Origin of the sequence: Paenibacillus sp. J53TS2 (genome assembly GCF_018403305.1) — a bacterium.
GTDB lineage: Bacteria > Bacillota > Bacilli > Paenibacillales > Paenibacillaceae > Fontibacillus > Fontibacillus rhizolycopersici.
Genome location: NZ_BOSK01000008.1, coordinates 159,350 through 175,747, shown reverse-complemented (window position 1 = coordinate 175,747; position 16,398 = coordinate 159,350). Strand labels below are relative to the sequence as shown.

At 51.2% G+C, this 16,398-nt stretch carries 15 protein-coding genes, 1 tRNA gene and 1 riboswitch; of the genes, 6 read left to right on the top strand and 10 right to left on the bottom strand.

What is annotated here, in order from left to right; genetic code table 11:
• Window positions 1-132 precede the first annotated feature (132 nt).
• From KJS42_RS17685 to KJS42_RS17670, 4 genes are all read right to left on the bottom strand, one after another.
• Window positions 133-1,164: a ribonucleotide-diphosphate reductase subunit beta gene (locus tag KJS42_RS17685; protein WP_155608267.1), complete on the bottom strand. Its 1,032-nt coding sequence runs from the start codon at window positions 1,162-1,164 to the stop codon at window positions 133-135.
• Window positions 1,165-1,840: 676 nt separating this feature from the next.
• On the bottom strand, window positions 1,841-4,174 hold the full coding sequence (locus tag KJS42_RS17680) for a ribonucleoside-diphosphate reductase subunit alpha (RefSeq protein ID WP_213623632.1): 2,334 nt from the start codon (window positions 4,172-4,174) through the stop codon (window positions 1,841-1,843).
• Window positions 4,175-4,402: 228 nt separating this feature from the next.
• Window positions 4,403-4,921 (bottom strand): anaerobic ribonucleoside-triphosphate reductase activating protein, encoded by a 519-nt coding sequence (gene nrdG / locus KJS42_RS17675; protein WP_193416668.1) that lies wholly within the window; start codon window positions 4,919-4,921, stop codon window positions 4,403-4,405.
• On the bottom strand, window positions 4,918-6,894 hold the full coding sequence (locus KJS42_RS17670; RefSeq protein ID WP_213623631.1) for an anaerobic ribonucleoside triphosphate reductase: 1,977 nt from the start codon (window positions 6,892-6,894) through the stop codon (window positions 4,918-4,920). Before KJS42_RS17670 ends, nrdG begins: the two co-directional genes overlap by 4 nt.
• A 178-nt stretch (window positions 6,895-7,072) precedes the next feature.
• A riboswitch (cobalamin riboswitch) is annotated at window positions 7,073-7,323 on the bottom strand.
• A 493-nt stretch (window positions 7,324-7,816) separates the two neighbouring features.
• On the opposite strand from KJS42_RS17670, the gene KJS42_RS17665 reads away from it, so the two are divergent.
• The gene (locus KJS42_RS17665) at window positions 7,817-8,116 is read left to right on the top strand and encodes an MTH1187 family thiamine-binding protein (RefSeq protein WP_155608263.1); all 300 of its coding nucleotides are present in this window, start codon (window positions 7,817-7,819) and stop codon (window positions 8,114-8,116) included.
• A gap of 71 nt (window positions 8,117-8,187) precedes the next feature.
• Window positions 8,188-8,260: transfer RNA gene (locus tag KJS42_RS17660), tRNA-Thr, on the top strand.
• 94 nt (window positions 8,261-8,354) lie between these two features.
• Here the strand turns inward: KJS42_RS17660 and KJS42_RS17655 are convergent.
• Complete coding sequence (locus KJS42_RS17655) at window positions 8,355-8,993, bottom strand: HD domain-containing protein (RefSeq protein WP_213623630.1); 639 nt, start codon at window positions 8,991-8,993, stop codon at window positions 8,355-8,357.
• 237 nt (window positions 8,994-9,230) lie between these two features.
• Here KJS42_RS17655 and KJS42_RS17650 point away from each other — a divergent pair, with 237 nt between their 5' ends.
• Complete coding sequence (locus tag KJS42_RS17650) at window positions 9,231-9,839, top strand: hypothetical protein (protein WP_213623629.1); 609 nt, start codon at window positions 9,231-9,233, stop codon at window positions 9,837-9,839.
• Between the two features lie 58 nt (window positions 9,840-9,897).
• Here KJS42_RS17650 and KJS42_RS17645 read toward each other — a convergent pair whose 3' ends face one another.
• Window positions 9,898-10,473 (bottom strand): cupin domain-containing protein, encoded by a 576-nt coding sequence (locus KJS42_RS17645; protein ID WP_213623628.1) that lies wholly within the window; start codon window positions 10,471-10,473, stop codon window positions 9,898-9,900.
• Between the two features lie 160 nt (window positions 10,474-10,633).
• Here KJS42_RS17645 and KJS42_RS17640 point away from each other — a divergent pair, with 160 nt between their 5' ends.
• Complete coding sequence (locus KJS42_RS17640; RefSeq protein ID WP_193416664.1) at window positions 10,634-11,053, top strand: hypothetical protein; 420 nt, start codon at window positions 10,634-10,636, stop codon at window positions 11,051-11,053.
• 75 nt (window positions 11,054-11,128) lie between these two features.
• Here KJS42_RS17640 and KJS42_RS17635 read toward each other — a convergent pair whose 3' ends face one another.
• The 4 genes from KJS42_RS17635 to KJS42_RS17620 all read right to left on the bottom strand — a co-directional run bounded on the left by KJS42_RS17635 (window position 11,129) and on the right by KJS42_RS17620 (window position 14,918).
• Window positions 11,129-12,217: a Ger(x)C family spore germination protein gene (locus tag KJS42_RS17635; RefSeq protein ID WP_213623627.1), complete on the bottom strand. Its 1,089-nt coding sequence runs from the start codon at window positions 12,215-12,217 to the stop codon at window positions 11,129-11,131.
• Window positions 12,214-13,293, bottom strand: a complete 1,080-nt coding sequence (locus KJS42_RS17630) for a GerAB/ArcD/ProY family transporter (protein WP_213623626.1) — start codon at window positions 13,291-13,293, stop codon at window positions 12,214-12,216. The genes KJS42_RS17635 and KJS42_RS17630 overlap by 4 nt, the downstream gene beginning before the upstream one ends.
• A complete protein-coding gene (locus KJS42_RS17625) occupies window positions 13,286-14,629 on the bottom strand; it encodes a spore germination protein (RefSeq protein WP_213623625.1) in 1,344 nt (447 codons plus the stop codon). The genes KJS42_RS17630 and KJS42_RS17625 overlap by 8 nt, the downstream gene beginning before the upstream one ends.
• A 130-nt stretch (window positions 14,630-14,759) precedes the next feature.
• Complete coding sequence (locus KJS42_RS17620; protein WP_068782850.1) at window positions 14,760-14,918, bottom strand: asparagine synthase; 159 nt, start codon at window positions 14,916-14,918, stop codon at window positions 14,760-14,762.
• 534 nt (window positions 14,919-15,452) lie between these two features.
• On the opposite strand from KJS42_RS17620, the gene KJS42_RS17615 reads away from it, so the two are divergent.
• Both KJS42_RS17615 and KJS42_RS17610 read left to right on the top strand, forming a co-directional pair.
• Complete coding sequence (locus tag KJS42_RS17615; RefSeq protein ID WP_155608256.1) at window positions 15,453-15,842, top strand: NusG domain II-containing protein; 390 nt, start codon at window positions 15,453-15,455, stop codon at window positions 15,840-15,842.
• Window positions 15,826-16,380 carry a Gx transporter family protein gene (locus KJS42_RS17610; RefSeq protein ID WP_193416659.1) on the top strand — a complete coding sequence of 185 codons (555 nt, stop codon included), beginning with the start codon at window positions 15,826-15,828 and terminating at the stop codon, window positions 16,378-16,380. Before KJS42_RS17615 ends, KJS42_RS17610 begins: the two co-directional genes overlap by 17 nt.
• Window positions 16,381-16,398: the final 18 nt, after the last annotated feature.

The following is a 16,398-nucleotide window of genomic DNA, read 5'->3' as shown; positions in this document are numbered from 1 at the left end:
TTGGTAGTTAATCATAGCATATCCCGTTTTTTTAAACCGAAGTTAAATGGGACAAACTTTTTTTGCGAAAAAATGCTCTTCCGCAGAGCTAATGCAGAAGAGCCGCCATCATTTGTAGCGCCGTTCTTGTCCTTACAGGTCGTCGAACCCGTTGTCGTCGCCAACCTTGCCATAGTTACGGGATTTGGCCTCGAAAAAGTCCGTTTTCGTCGCGTTCAGCGCCTCGTCTGAGAACGGCTTGATCCATGGCATGCAGTTGATATCGACGCCTTGGTACGCTTTGTCCAGACCCATCAACGTCAGTCGCTTGTTGGCGATATATTTGATGTAATCGGACAATTCGTTCAAGTCGATGCCTTGCACATCTTTTAGCGTATAATGCGCCCAATTCGTTTCCAGCTCGACCGCCCGGTCGATCGTGCGATAGGTGTAGTCGATGTTTTCTTTCGTGTTCAGCTCCGGATAATCGACCAGCAATTGCTTGAACACTTCGGCAAAGAAGTAGCAATGTTGATTCTCGTCCCGCTGGATATACGAAATCATTTGGCTGGTGCCCATCATTTTCTGATCGCGCGCCAGGTTGTAGAAGAAGGCGAATGTACTGTAGAAGAAGATGCCTTCAAGAATAAGGTCAGCAACCAGGGCTTCAAAAAACGTCTGCGGCGTCGCGTTATTACGGAAGTTCTGATAGATGTCAGAGATGAACTTGTTGCGATCCAACAGCACCGGGTCATGCTTCCAGTATTCGAAAATCTCCTTCTGTTCCTGCTCCGATACGATCGAGGACAACACGTAGGAGTAGGATTGGTTGTGTACCACTTCCTGCTGACCGATGATCGCCGAAATCGCCTCCAGCGACGAGTCGGTGAAGTAACGTTTTACGTCGCCAACGAACATCGTTTGCATCGAATCGAGTACCGCCAGCAGCGAGATGTTGATCTTAAAGGTGCGCTGCTCTTCCGAATCGAGCAGGGCAAATTGCTGCGCGTCCTTGGCCATCGGGATCTCATCCGCGATCCAGTGGTTGAGCAGCAGCACTTTGTACAGCTTGTACATATGCGGCATGCGGATGTCGTTCCAGTTCAAGATGCCCGAGCTTTCGCCGCCGATGATCCGCGTTGATTTGTTGGGGGCTTCGGTGTTGAATATCGTTTGAAGTTGCATGGGATTTCGCTCCTTAATTTGTAGTGGATCATGCGGGAGGGGGCCGCCGGCTGAAATGTTCTTACGATCGCTGTTGCTCGCGGATTTCTCTGATTGAACTGGATTCAGAAGTTGTAGAAATCCACTCGCAAAGGCGACCACTACCGTTTCTTCAGAATCATTTCACCCTCTGGCCCATTCCCCGCATGTTTTATTACAAAGCCGTGAGCGCATCCCCTGCAGGGGGTGGCGCCGCCTAGCACGCAGTGGCATTACAACCGCCCCTGCCGCTCACAATTCTTTAAAGTAAGTGCATCCCCGAAGGGGACAACGAGGGGTACGCACGCTGCAGCACCGTTTACCGCCACTGTCGCAGTTCCCGCCCCGCAGGAGCGCCACAGTAGAGCGGGCCCGAAGGGCGAGAAGCGCTCATCCCGCCCACGTCCCTCGGGTGCGACGAAAGCAGCAGTTATGAGCAGCACGCGGTTTACCAGGTCACCCGGGTGCGCCCAAAGTAAGACGTACCCGAAGGGGGAAAAGCGTTCCACGAGCCAACCTAAAGCGTATCCCCGCAGGGGAGAGCGTGCAGGAGCGCCTCAGTCACTCCAACGTTCCTCTCATTGCGGGAGCCCAGAGGGCAGCAGGCCCTCGGGCGCCCTCCCTTACGGTAAGGGAGGGGTGGGGAGGGATGAGTCCCCTATGAGGCACAACTTTCGCACTCCTCAATCGTCAACGCCCGACTGCGCACATAATACGTCGACTTCAGCCCGGCCTTCCAAGCATGCAGGTGCAGCTCCAGGAATTCGGTGGCTTTGATGTCCGGCCGCACGTACAGGTTGAAGCTTTGCCCTTGGTCGACGTGGCGCTGGCGAGCGCCGGCCATGTCGATCGACCAGTGTTGGTCGATCAGGAACGCTGTCTTGTAATACCAGATCGTTTTTTCGGACAGATCCGGTGCCGGGTTAGCGATCTTGTACGTCGTCTTCTCCTCATAGGAGAGCAGCTCATACAACGGATCGATGCTGGCGGTGGAACCGGCGATGATCGAGGTCGAGCCGTTTGGCGCGATGGCGAACATCCAGGCGTTACGGACGCCGTTCAAGCTCACTTCCTTCTGCAGCTCGCGCCACTGTTCGGTCGTTACGTATTTGCCTTCGCGCGTGCCGTCCGTGTAGTTCCGAGCTTCAAAGTAATGCCCCGTTTCCCAGTCGGAACCGGCAAACTTCGGATATTTCCCTTTTTCTATGGCAAGCTCCATGCTGGATTTGACCAGCAGGTAGTTGATTTTCTCATAAAGCGCATCGTTGTACTCCACGGCCTCCTTGGATTCCCAACGGATGCCCTCGAGCGCGAGCAGATGGTGCAAGCCAAACGTGCCAAGGCCAATTGCCCGATATTGGCTGTTCGTGTATTGCGCCTGCAGCACTTCGATATTGTTGATATCGATGACGTTGTCCAGCATCCGCGTCTGGATCGGTACGAGCCGCTCCAGCACGCCAGCCGGCACCGCGCGGGCCAGGTGGATCGAGTTCAGGTTGCAGACGACGAAGTCGCCCGGAATTTTGGACACGACGATCCGGGTTTGCCCGTCCTTCGTTACCAGTTCCTCTTGCTCGACGACCGTCGGCGATTGGTTCTGCATGATTTCCGTACACAGGTTGGAGGAGTAAACCATTCCGTGCGCGCGGTTCGGGTTCGCTCGGTTGACCGTATCGCGATAGAACATGTAAGGCGTACCGGTCTCCAACTGTGATTTCAAAATCCGCTTCATGATATCGATCGCCGGCATCGTGATGCGCGAGAGGGTAGGGTGGGCGACGGCTTCGGCGTATTTTTCGCGGAAGCTGCCCTTTCCGAACTCCTCATCATAGAAGTCCTCCAGACCCAACGGACGTCCGTTCTCATCCTTCCAGCCCATCGTCTTCTTCACTTCATGCGGGCAGAATAGATTCCATTCGCCGCGAGCTTCTACCGCCTCCATGAATAGGTCAGGCAGGCAAACGCCGTGGAAAACGTCATGCGCACGCATCCGCTCGTCCCCGTTGTTCAGCTTCAAGTCGAGGAAGGCGAGAATATCCTTGTGGAAAACGTCCAGATAAACCGCGATCGCGCCTTTTCGCGTTCCGAGTTGGTCGACGCTGACGGCGGTGTTGTTCAACTGGCGGATCCAAGGGATGACGCCGGAGCTGGTATTCTTATGGCCGCGGATATCGGAGCCGCGAGCGCGGACTTTGCCGAGGTAGACGCCGATGCCGCCGCCCATTTTGCTCAGTCGAGCCACGTCGGTGTTGGAGTCGAAGATGCCCTCAAGGGAATCGTCTACGGTATCGATAAAGCAGCTGGAGAGCTGCCCGGCGACTTTTTTACCGGCATTGGACATGGTTGGGGTTGCGGCGGTCATATAAATGTTGCTCATCGCCCAATACGCTTCCTTCACCAATTCCAGGCGTTTCTCTTCCGGCTCCTTGTGCATCAGGTACATCGCGATGACCATATAGCGCTCCTGCGGCAGCTCCATCGTCCGTCCGTCGAAATCGGTAGCGAGGTAACGCTCGGTCAGCGTCAGTAGGCCAATGTAGTCGAACAGCAAATCGCAGGAAGGGTCAATCGTGCGGCCCAGCTCTTCAATTTGCTCTTTCGTGTAGCACTCGAGCAGCTCTTCGCGGTAGATGCCCAGCTTGCACAGCTCGGAGATGAGGTGGTGGAACGAGCCGTACGGCTCCTCGGGGTAAGCTTTGTAACGGCGGTTGACCGCTGCTTTTTTATAAAGGGAAGTGAGCAGGGAACGGGCAGCCGCAAATTTCCAATCCGGTTCGTCTTTGCTGACGAGCTCCAGGGCGGACATCGTAAAGGCATTGCTGATCTCTTCGCCGTTCACTTCGTCGCGACGGAGCTTGGCATTCACGCCGCGTAATAGGCGTTCTTTATCGAGGTTATGTAATCCTTGCAAAATACGGTCGGCATAGACGCCAAGGCGCTCGCCGTCAAACGCAAGTTGTCGGTTGTTTGGTTTGGTCACTAGAGTGGGCATGAGAGGAATCCTCGCTTTCGTGAAATAAGTTGGAATGAATGCTGCAGTCCGCCTGTGTTTACCGCAAATCTTGAATTTTCAAATTGCAGATAACGGGTGAAAAAAGGGGGCGCAAGGGTACTCGCGCTCCGTGATGAATATTGTCAAACTGTGACAAAGGTCACAGGCTTTTAATTATACCAGAAACCTCTATTGTTCGTGATCAAAAAGTCAGCTTTTTAGATGTACCTAGAAAGAGAACATGGACTCCCATAATACGGGCTTTCCCTGCCGCAGGCTTTGCTGAATATCGACCAGCCGCTGGTTGGAGCTCCCGCGATAGAGGAGGGAAGGGTCGCGAAGCTCTTCTACGAATCTTCCGTCAACCAGCACCTCGCAGCGCCTTAGCAGCTCGTATTCAGGTGAGCCAGAGCGTTCTATGATTTCTTCGTAGGTATAACCGCTGTAAATCCAAATCGACACAGGCCCTGTCTCCGCAACCAGTCGGTCGATAAACCCGCTGACTTCAGCGGCGGAGAAGAAAGGGTCCCCGCCAAGGATCGATAAGCCGCTTAGCAGGGGGTTATTTTTAACGTCATGAATGATTTCGGCTTCGCGTTCCAAAGTAAACGGTTCGCCGTAATCGAAGTTCCAGGTCTTCGGGCTGAAGCAGCCCTTGCAATAATGACGGCAACCGCTGATAAAAATCGCCGCCCTCAAGCCTTCGCCTTCATTAATAGATTCGGGATAGTAGCCGCAAAGATTCATACGTCGTGTTTGACCCGGTCGCGCACTTCCGCTTGTTTGGCGGCATTAAACCGCGTCTGGAAATCGCCGGTCAGGTAGCCCGTCACCCGGCGCAAGCGGCGGATATGCACATCGTTCTCATGGCTGCCGCAGGAAGGGCAGGTTGCCCCGATAATCCCTTCGAAGCCGCAAGCCGAGCACCGGTCGATCGGATGGTTGATGCTGAAATAGCTGACCTGCTGCTGCAGGGCGAATTGCACGATTTTCAGGAACGCTGCCGGGTTGCTGCGGGCATTGCCGTTTAGCTCGATATAAGAGATCGCACCCGCGTTGCAAAGCCCGTGGAACTTGGCTTCCAGTTCGATTTTTCGCGCGGCACTGAGGTTGTAGTAGACCGGGATATGAAATGAATTCGTGTAGTATTCGCGATCCACGACTCCGGGTATCGGGCCGTATACCGCACGGTCCCGTTTAGTGAATTTGCCGGACAGGCCCTCCGCCGGGGTGGCGAACAACGTGATGTTCAGATTATGGATTTCGCTTTGGCGGTCGCAATAGTCGCGCATGTAGGCGATCAAATCATACGCTTTCTGATACACCGCTTCGTCTTCGCCGTGGTGTTTGCCGTACATGGCCTTCATGCATTCGGCCAAGCCGATGAATCCAATGGACAAGCTACCGTGTTTGAGCAGATCGCCAACCGCGTCGTCCGGTGCCAGCGCCTCGCCGCCCTCCCAGACCCCTTCGCGCATCATGAAATCCGAAGCCTTCGCCTTCTGAGAGGCTTGGATGTTGAAACGGTGCAGCAGTCCCTCCAGCGCGATATCCATATAATGCGTCAGCTCCCGGTAGAAGCCGCGCTCATCGGCCTCCTTGCGATGGCCCAATACGGTCCCGTGCTCCAGGCCTATTTTGACGAGGTTTAGCGTATTAAAGGATAGATTTCCTTTGCCGGACAGATGGTTCCGTCCGAAACGGTCGGCCAGCACCCGGGTGCGGCAGCCCATCGTAGCGAATTCCGTATCCGGATTCGTCGGATCGTAATACATCAGGTTCAGCGGGGCATCCAGGTTGGCGAAATTCGGATACAGCCGTTTGGCTGAGCATTCCGCCGCTTTCAGGAACAGGGAGTAGTTCGGTTCCCCTGGATTTTGATTGATCCCTTGCTTGCATTTGAAAATCTGAATCGGAAAAATCGGCGTCTCCCCGCTGCCTAGCCCACGCATGGTCGCGGTGAGCAGGGAGCTGATTACCAGCTGTCCTTCCGGCGAGGTGCAGGTTCCGTAGTTAATGCTGGTGAACGGGATTTGTCCGCCGGCCCGGCTCGACATGGTGTTTAGGTTATGGACCAGGCTCTCGGCCGCCTGCAGCGTTTCGCTTTCGGTTTCCTTTAACGCATATTTGAAGGCTTTCGGATACCCGTCTCGGAGGTCGCTGCGGCTCATGGCAATGTCGCCCAACTCGGCGCTGGCATCGCCTTCCTCAAAGTAATCCAACCCTTTGCGGAAGTACTTGGCGAATGATTTGGCCACGTACGGGGCGAGATCGAAGTCCAGTTTGTTCGCGGATACGCCGCCGTATTGGGAGTTTTGCTGGGATTGAAAAATGATCGCCACCAGCGCCATCGCCGTCATGATGGAGGATGGCGGGCGTACGCTGCCGTTCCCGGTATTGAAGCCTTCGCGCAGCAGCTTATCGAAAGGGATAAAGATGCAGTTGGTTGTGCCGATGGCGTATTGGTCCAGATCGTGGACGTAGACAATATTGTCCTGGATGGCTTGGACCAAGCGGGCCGGCATCACGAAATGGTTTGCGTACCATTTAGCATACTCGCTTCCGAATTTACTCATCTTGCCGGAGAAGCTCTCCCCGTTCAAATTGGCGTTCTCACGCAGCACCTCGAGATTTCGACTGTGCACGATTTCCTCGCCTAATTGAATGACTTCATCCAGCAAGGTGTCTCGGCCGGTATACGTCTGGTTTAGCAATGCCATAACAAAGTTCTCCTCCCGATAAACTGAGTTTTTACTTCATATAAAAGGGCATGTCCAACCCGACGAGGGTGGACATGCCCGAATGCGCTGCATCATAACGATCACGTTGGGCATAGAAATAGAAGCCCTAAGGTTCAGCGGCAAGCGGACACCATCCCTGTTCCTCGCAGGTTTTCCGTCGGTGTCTTCCAAACGGGCAGGTCTCCTGGCTTTCGGGTCATTGCTGACGCCTTCCCGCAGCCTTAGAATCAAGCCGCAGTGGCATAAAGGTCAGACGAACGGCTGGGCCTTCAAGACGATTCGATGAACGTTTCGTCTCTAGCGCCTAGCTACCGATTACAGTGGCGGGACCGCAGCGGCTTTGCACCGCACTTCCCTTTTAAGGTCCGGAGGCTTGTCCGCCGGATCACCCGTTCACACTATATTTTGTTGCGTTGATCTAAGGATAGCCCAAGATGTTGTGTTTGTAAACCGAATTTTTACCATGTAAATGACCTGAAAACGTCGTGAAAATCTCCAGTCCTTATAACGATGCGGAGAGTGGGGGACGAGGGAGAATTGTGAACATTTATGAATGGGACTGAGGAACTAGGAGGATGGTTGGGGGCGGCAACTGTTTTTCGAACGGTGTTGGCTAACGGACTGAGAAGTCGTTATTTCTGCAATTTCTGACGAATAAGAAATCTAACGGACCCCAAGGCCCTTATTTGGTGCGAAGACGTATAAATGGGGCAGATTCTAGGCAAATAGCGGCTCCAAGGTCCATTAGAAAGCGAAGTTCGGATTCCCGGGACAAATAAGGTCACTACAGTCCGTTAGAGATCGGTTGATCTTCAAGTGCAAGGATGGGTAGAATGGAGGTAGGTTGAATAACAAGCTCGTGATTGAAAACAAAACCACTACCAGAAAGAAGGGATCGATTATGGCCATCGCTGAAGTAACTGTCATTCCGATCGGAACGGGTAGCACCAGCCTGAGCGCTTATGTCGCTGAGTTGCATCGGGTGCTGGAGAAGCAGACGGGAATTACGTTTACCCTAACCTCAATGAGCACGATTATTGAAGGGCCGTTGGACGACGTGTTCGCCGCCATTCGTGCCATCCATGAAGCGCCGTTCCAGTCGGGTGCCGGCCGCGTGTCGACGTCGATCAAGATCGACGACCGCCGCGACAAAGCCAGCTCCTCGGAGCAGAAGCTGCGCTCCGTTCGCGAGAAATTGTAATTACCAAGCATTGGCGCTTGCATTATTTTGAAAACGAGTTATAATAATTTTTGTTCGCTAAAAACGAACTTGCTGGTGTAGCTCAGCTGGTAGAGCAACGCATTCGTAATGCGTAGGTCGGGGGTTCGAATCCCTTCACCAGCATCCTTAATGCAAGTGGAAACGCGCCCTCCGAGGTCTCGGGGGGCGCGTTTTTGCGATTAAAGTTAAACTTCTGCCGGAAAGTTACTCAATCCCCTTATTCCTCCCACTTGGAATGAAGGACATGATGGCAAAAGTTCGGGCGTTGATAGCCCGGAAGAAACATCTCGCACACGTCGGCGTTCATCGTACCGTATGTCGTTTCCGGTTTGTGCTTGAAGCCTTCCCAGAATGCATGCAAGATGTTGTGTTTGAACTGGTCGCGAGGAAAAGCTTCGACGACTTGCTTCCGCACTTCTGCCGGAATGAAATCAAAGTTCTTCCCGACAACGTCATAACCGACGCCGAAATTCATCAGAGCCGCCTCGGTTTCCATATATTCGACAATTCCGACGGTGGTGTGCAGGGCAACCGCATTCCATACCAATCGAAAGGATTCTTCCGGAATGCCGCGGCTTCTCAGAAAGTCGCGGGCCGCATTCGCCCCATCGACCTCAAAGCGTTTGTCCGGGCTTCGGAAGGCGGGTGTCAAGCCGAGATCGTGGAAGAGCGAGCTGATATAAAGCAACTCGGCATCGTATTTGACTTGACTCGAATTTCCCTTCATCGCCGCAAACAGAAAGACGCGGTTCGAGTGGTTCCACAAAAGGTCGTCGCCGTGATCGCGCAATAATTCGGCAGCTTCTACGGCTAGCTTGCTATCTGGAATTTTGATGTCCGCGATGAAATTCGTCATCTAGAACTTCCCCCTTTCGTCATTTAAGCGCATTGTAGGCAGTTGCTTCGGCTTCTTTATAAGCTCAGTGTATTTGAAGGTTTCCTTAGCAATTATGATATTATCCATATCATCTTAGCCATGTGCTCATTGTGGGTTCCTCCAGTTTTATTTTGTTTAGTACATCCTAGAAGACATCTGAAGGATCGTATTTGTGACAGAAAGTATTTTTAGAAGTTGGAGGAGAGGGAGAGATCGGTGAAAACAAATTTCTGGGTCATCCTAGTGAGCTGTCTATTTGGAGGATCGTGCAGCTTAATGATCGGGGGTATCATTTTTTCACGGCATCAAGATGGCTCTGTTATTCCTAGGGTTATCACCCTAATTGTTATTGGCATAGCCTATTATTACTTCCTGCGCTGGCGGCATGAGAAAGTGAATACGGATATGGTTCTTCTCAATATAACCTTGTTCGTTCTCTTCCTGTTTATATCTCCATTTCTGATGACCAGTCTAAACAAGCTCGTCTCATTGCCTTTCCCAAGTCAAATAAACAACACTGTCGAGGAAATCACAACAATCTTAGAACAGAAGCAGCTTCCGTTTGAAATCGATATCAAGGAGAGCAAAAAGCAAACCTATAAATACGGTGTAAGAGTAACGATAATATTGGTAAAGACCCAGCAGGGGGAGTTACTAAAAAGTGAAATCGACACGTTATTAAGAAGTTTGCCGACTAAAGAGTTACATATTACTTTCTATAGCAGAAATAGGGAAACGTTTCTAGGGATTGTGATCAATAAGGAGAAATCGATTGTAGGTTGTTCTCCCTATGAAATGTGTGCGAGCATGGATATAAATTATTAATAAATGGGCCTAGGAGCCAATAAAAAATCGGGAGGTTAAATAACCTCCCGATTTCTCGTTAAACTCGTTCTTCCTCCATTGCATCCTTCTTCGTCTGATGCACGGTGCCGAACGGATGCTGAGGCGGCGCGTAAATCACATAGACCTTGAGGGGAACGGTGCCGGTATTGGTGATATTGTGCCATTTCCCGGCGGGGACGAAGACGGCGTCGTCATCGTGAACATTTTGTACGAAATCCAGCTTTTCCGGTGTATCCCCCATTTGTGTAACCCCTTGGCCTTCCTCGATCCGTACAAATTGGTCGGTGTGAGGATGGACCTCGAGTCCGATATCTTCTCCAACGGGAATGCTCATCAAGGTAACCTGAAAATGTTTCCCTGTCCATAATGCCGTGCGGAACGTCTCGTTTTGCTTGGCAGCCCGGTTGATGTTAAGAACCAACGGCTGTTGCCCGTAATCTTGAAGCGGCAGCTCGCCCCAGGACGCAAAGCGCGAAGGATAGGGAGTAATCCCTGGGTACGAGCCTAGGGGAAGAAACGGTGGAGCTGCATTCACTCCGTAAGGATAAGCGTGGGGGGGCAGGGAAGGTACGGAATACGCAGAGTAAGGGTACGGTCTGGGATAATCATTCATTTGAATTTTGACCTCCAAGGTTTATTACCCATCATATGCCTATCCTCCGCCCTCGTGCTTGTTTGCAAAAATGAGTCAAATCTACTGATGCAATCATCTAGGAATCTGAAATCTCCCTTACATAGAATAGAGCATAACCTAGTAAAGGAGAGAAGAAGATATGGCAAAGACGATTTTGGATTACAACTCTACTGTCGTGACCCCGGTAACGAACGGGGTGAACATTCCGATTCCGGTAGTCGGTGGCGTGCAAATTGCGGCGGTTTCTGTATTTATTGATCCGGCCAATCCGGCATCCACAACCAACCGTGTCGAACTGAAGGCGACCATCGGTGTTGAAGCGCTGTCAGATACGCCGAATGTCCTGGTGCGCATTTGGAGAGCAGGCACCGAAATTTTCTATGGGTTGGTAGAGCTGGAGGATGCCTTCAACGACTGGGGTCTCATTAGCGTGCATTTTGTAGAACATGCCCCGCTCGGCGTCCAAAACTATCAGTTGATCGTAGAAAATCAGGATAACAATAGCACAGCCAGAGTAGTAGGGCCGATTGTCTTCTCGGCTATGGCGATCGGCGGATAAGCTGCCTTCATCATGGATCAACCCCTCACGGCCTGCCGGAGGGGTTTTTTTGCGTTTGTGATGTAGAACGCAGCCTTATTTGAAGGACTCATCCCTGACGGTTCTCAGATTGCCTTCATTTTGGATCGTTGTTTTCACTTCCAAATCCATCTTTAGACGGGGAAGGTATTCCGTCCGCCAGTGGGCTAGCTTATCTCGCGGGATTAAGGTTCGGAAATATTGCCCAACGCCCAGGATGTCAGATTCGTGCCTTTGAATATTTTTGAACATCTCGTTGAAGCGCTGGGTCAACAAGATCTCCAGTTCATCTTTGATATTATCCACGGTAGGTGCTCCCCGGGTTTCCAGAACGGACACCTTTAAGTTGATTTGGCTGCGCATATACGGGGCCCCGTCTTTCAGGGCGACATGGTGTCTCATGGAGTTGTTGACGATCAGCACGCTGGCGTGGTTCATGACTTCAATCTTGCCATGCGCGCTTTCCTCGTCAAAGGCATTCAACAGCAGGGTTTCACCTTCCGTAATCTGTCCGACCATTTTGCCATTCCGGACAATAGCGGCCCCGACGTTTTCGATCACCGTGCTTGTTCCCGATTTAATAAGCGGGATGGCGATGTCCCGGGTATACGAATGGATGCTGCGGAAAATTTCCCAGATTCGCGTTACCGCGACAGAGGGGCTCCAGCCCGCATTTTTTTCGAAAAAATTGTAAAGCACGGTTTCATCCGTTGATGAATTTTTCTGGAGCTTGGTAAAAAACGTATCTAGATCCTCATCGCAAATGGCAACCATCGCTTTGGCCGAGATCTCGCGGGAACGCATGAAGCTGGAGATGCTGTCCGTCAACCCTTCCTCGGCATAATTACGTTCGAAAATGATGACCTTCAAATGCAGCAGATCGACGCGTGTTTCCATATTCGAGCTGATTTCGTCGACCACTTCCGTAATCGTCTGCCCCTCTCGCGTAACGAGCATGGAATGGGTCCCGTCCTGGCCGGATTGCGGGATATCCAGGTACACTTTGTACTTGGCATCTTTCTTAGAAATACCCATGACAACCGGTAAGGAACGGTGGTTGATATCCCGGTTATCCCAGCAGCCGCTAAGGGTTAGGATGCAGCAGGCGGCCAGCACGATTTGTAGAAGAAGAGGACGAGTTGTCATGTGGCAACCGCCGCCTTCCGACGGGATATCCATCCTAGGATAAATATCGAAGAAGGGATCGTTAGGTATACATATAATCGCATCCAAGCGTTAAATCCAAATAGGAAATCGACGTCCCGCCAATCCGGGATGTTGATTCCCATGATAAACGTAAGCAGGGACAGACCGGTAACGATGTAAGGGGTCCGAATCGATTTCGGCAGGCAACGCCTCAGGATTTCCACATTGACCCAAGCCGTCAAAGCCGTAAACAACATAACGAACGTTACGGTGCAGAGCAGAAAGAACATGGTGATCCGGTCAAACATCAGCCAGGTAATGTCAATCGTGTCCACCGCAACGATAAACGGAAAGTGGAACTGGGAGGCGGTTTCTTGTCCAAATGTTAACACGGGGATATAGACCGCCATTAGAAAGAACGGGAGCAGCACCAGGCTTCCCCAAACGACTTTTTTTCGGTTATAACGGATTTTTGGCTGAATGAAACCGAGATACATAAACCCACCGAAAAACGCAAATGAGCTTTCCAGGTAATCCGGATCCGTAAGAAATGAAAAATGCTTGTTCCATAGGGGGAAGATGTAATGCCAATCGACGTTTTGGAAAGACATGCACAAGACGAAGGCGATCAGCGGAAAGAAGATCAGGGCCATGAGCACGCCAGTACGAAAAAGAGCTTGCACGCCCAGGGAGGTGATGTAAGCCGAAATCAACAAGGTCAACAAAATGATCGCCCATAACGGCGTGTTAGACAGAAATACGAGGCAGATCGTTTCCGCATATGCCCGGATCGTCACGGACGTCACCATAAACATGTAAATGAACAGGGGCAATAAGAAAACCACGGCGACCGGTTTACTGAATTGGAGATAGATATCCAGCAGATTCTGGCTCTCAAATCGACTTAGACCTTTGGTATATAAGGAGATAAGGATCCAATGGAGCAGGAACCCGAGCAGAATGGGAATCCAATGGGCTGCCGTTGTACTGTCGATAATGTTTGTCGGGAAGATAAAGAAAATAAGCCCGATATGGATCAAGAGATGTACGATCACGACCTGCAAGCTTTTATCCATGCGAATCATCCTTTGATTTGAAGAAATATAAGTAGGGGATGCCGTAGGTTGTCACGCTAGCCATATAGGCGCAGACCATTACCAGGCCGGACATGATCCCGAGGACGCCATATAATGATGCCAGGATCAGCGTGAGATACTTGAACAGGCGAATGGGCAAAGAGTTTTGAAAGCCGACCACAGCCGAATTGGCAATGGTAGTCGCCGCCAGAATAATGATAAGCAAGCTGCTCACGAGCTTGGCTTCAACGACGGCTTGGCCTAATATAATCCCCCCGACCACGGTTAACGTCGGACCGATACTTTTCGGCAGCCGGACGCTGGCGACGATGATGAGCTCAAGTACAATCAATAGCAGCAGGGTCTCCACAAAAGCAGGATAGGGTACGCCTGACCGGCTTTCGGCGATGGTGAGCGCCAGCTCGATGCGGAGCACTTCCGGATTTACAGAAACGAGAGCTACGTAGAGGCCGGGCATAATCAGATTGATCATGATACCGGCAATGCGCAGCCCTCGAATCAGGTACATGAACAGGATCGGGTAATTCCGGTCGTTCTCCATCATGAATATATCGCCGATTAGCGCAGGGAGGACCATAGCAAACGGAAACCGGTCCAGGAAGAGAACGACTCGCCCCTGACGCAGCGTATGGGCGGCTTCCGTCGGCAACTCGGTGGTGTAAAATTTGGGTACCGCTTTCCAGGGCTGAAAGCCCAGCGCTTTGCAGATCCGTTGCAAGTTATAGAGATCCCGGTCTTTATTGGCTTCAAGGCGCTCCGTGACCTCTTTGAGAAGAGCCGGTTTAACATGGCCTTCCAAATACAACAAAGCCATTTTTCGGGGCGAGTGATTCCCGGAGACGTAGACCTTGGTGCGTAAAGACGCAGTGTTCAATTCCTTCTTCAGTAGTCCGATATTCGTGGCAATATCGTCGTTAAAGGCGCTGGCCGAACCCTGCAGCACATTTTCATTTAACGGTTGTTCGATGCTGCGGGTTAATGCGGTTGGAACGGGCACGACATCCAGGTAAGTTTCGGGATCCTCATAGCAAATGATGAGGTCGCCGGACGTCATTACGGCAAGCAGAGCGGCCTCGTCAGGTTCGGATATGATTTGACCGAGCTTATTGAGTACGATCAAGGCCGAATCGGTATCTAGCGAGAAATCAAGGTCCGCCTCCCGGACACGGGACTGTAGATTTGCCCACGTTTTTGGCAGATCGATCAATGACTTAAATCCCATGATTTGTACAGGCCGCCCGGCCAGAATATGCTCTTCCATAATAAAATCGCCGTCATGCTCAAAACGGTTGCGAATTCGGTCCGTAAGCTTCATAGGGCAATCCTCTTTCTCTATGGATTATCCCCATTATTTGTTGGAAGCGCTGGGAATATACCCTCGACTGCCCCACAAAAATAACCCGGAAGCCAAGTGCTCCCGGGTCGTCCGTCCCCCAAACGGAATGCTAACGGTGCTCGATGAGGTCGATCGTACCCAGTACAATATGGGCCAAACCGAATCCAAGTACGCCGGTAGCGGCAAGCTTATACTTGCTTCCAAGCAGTGATGCGGCCGAAGCGGATACTACAGCTCCAAGAACGGTAGGAATCAAACCTTCGCGCATTTCACACACCCCTTTGGTTTTGTTTGGAAAGACAACGTTAGTGTAAGCAAAACAGGCATCGGCTATTCGCGCCAATGCCCGCTTCGTATTGTTATCCAAGCCTTCATGTACACGTGAAGACTGGCCTATTGTTCCTGCCTCGACTACAACAAACTGCCTGTTTCTAAAACAACAAAAGCCCTACCTCTCAATTGTCCTTGCGGCTCCGATGACCGCGCCAGTGTGAATCAGAAATTCGTCAAAATTCTTACTTATCTTGGGTCATTCAAATAGGAATTTCATACCGGATTGGTATAAGGAGAGTTATAATCTTTTGAGGAACTGCAACGTGGTCATAACAATCTAATTTAATATTATACTTTGAATATTTTAAAAATGCAATAGTTATCCATAAAATCCCTTCTAAAGTGATGATTTTGTGAAACCCTGGGAAAACTCCATGAGGTGAGATATTTGTCACACTAGAGCGCGGGAGGCACCATGTATAATGAGTTCATCTAAGATTTATATAATCAAAAAATAAGGGAGTTTGCCATGAAACGCGGAGATATCCTGTTGATCGGGTTAATCGTTGCCGTCGCTTTAGTGTTCTTGGTACCGAGATGGCTTGGCGATTCAAGTGAAAACAATCACAACAATGAAAACCGGGTAGCGAGAATTACGGTTGACGGGAAGCTGTTTAAAACGGTTCAGTTGACCGGAGAAGAACAGACCGTGGACATCCAAACGGAATACGGTTACAACATTTTGAAGGTGCATGATTACGGCATTGAGATGATTGACGCCGATTGCCCGGACAAATTGTGCCTGACCTTCGGGTTTATCGACCGGAACGGCGGGACGATCGTATGCCTACCACATAAGTTAATGGTCGAAGTGGTATCCTCGGGAGAAGGAGACGATGTCGATGCGCTCGTTAAATGAACAATCCAATCTAATGTTAAAAAGAACGGTGATCGTGGCGATTTTCGCGGCGGTAGCGGTTGTGCTTAGTCTGGTCGAATCCGTGATTCCGGTAAACATGAGCGTACCGGGCGCGAAGCTGGGGCTAGCCAATATTATGGTGCTGACCTGCCTCTATTTCCTGCGGGCCCGGGACGCCTTGATGATGGTACTGTTGAAGACGCTACTCACTGCATTTATATTCGGGACCTTTTCCAGTTTCTTGTTTAGTATTATGGGGGCGCTGTTCAGCTTTGCGGCGATGTGGTTCCTGCTGCTAGTTGGCCGCAAGCGACTGAGCGTGATCGGGATCAGTATCGTCGGGGGGATCGCCCATAATATCGGGCAGTTGACGGCTGCTGCCCTGTACTTCAATACGTCGAAGATCTTTTATTATTTACCGATGCTGTTGATTATGGGGGTCTTGACCGGTATTGCTGTCGGCATCGCCGTAAGATATTTGATTCCGTCTCTGTCGAAGCTATCTTTATTTGAAGGCTTTTTGGCGGAAACGGCTTAAGCTGGGGCTGCCCCGTGC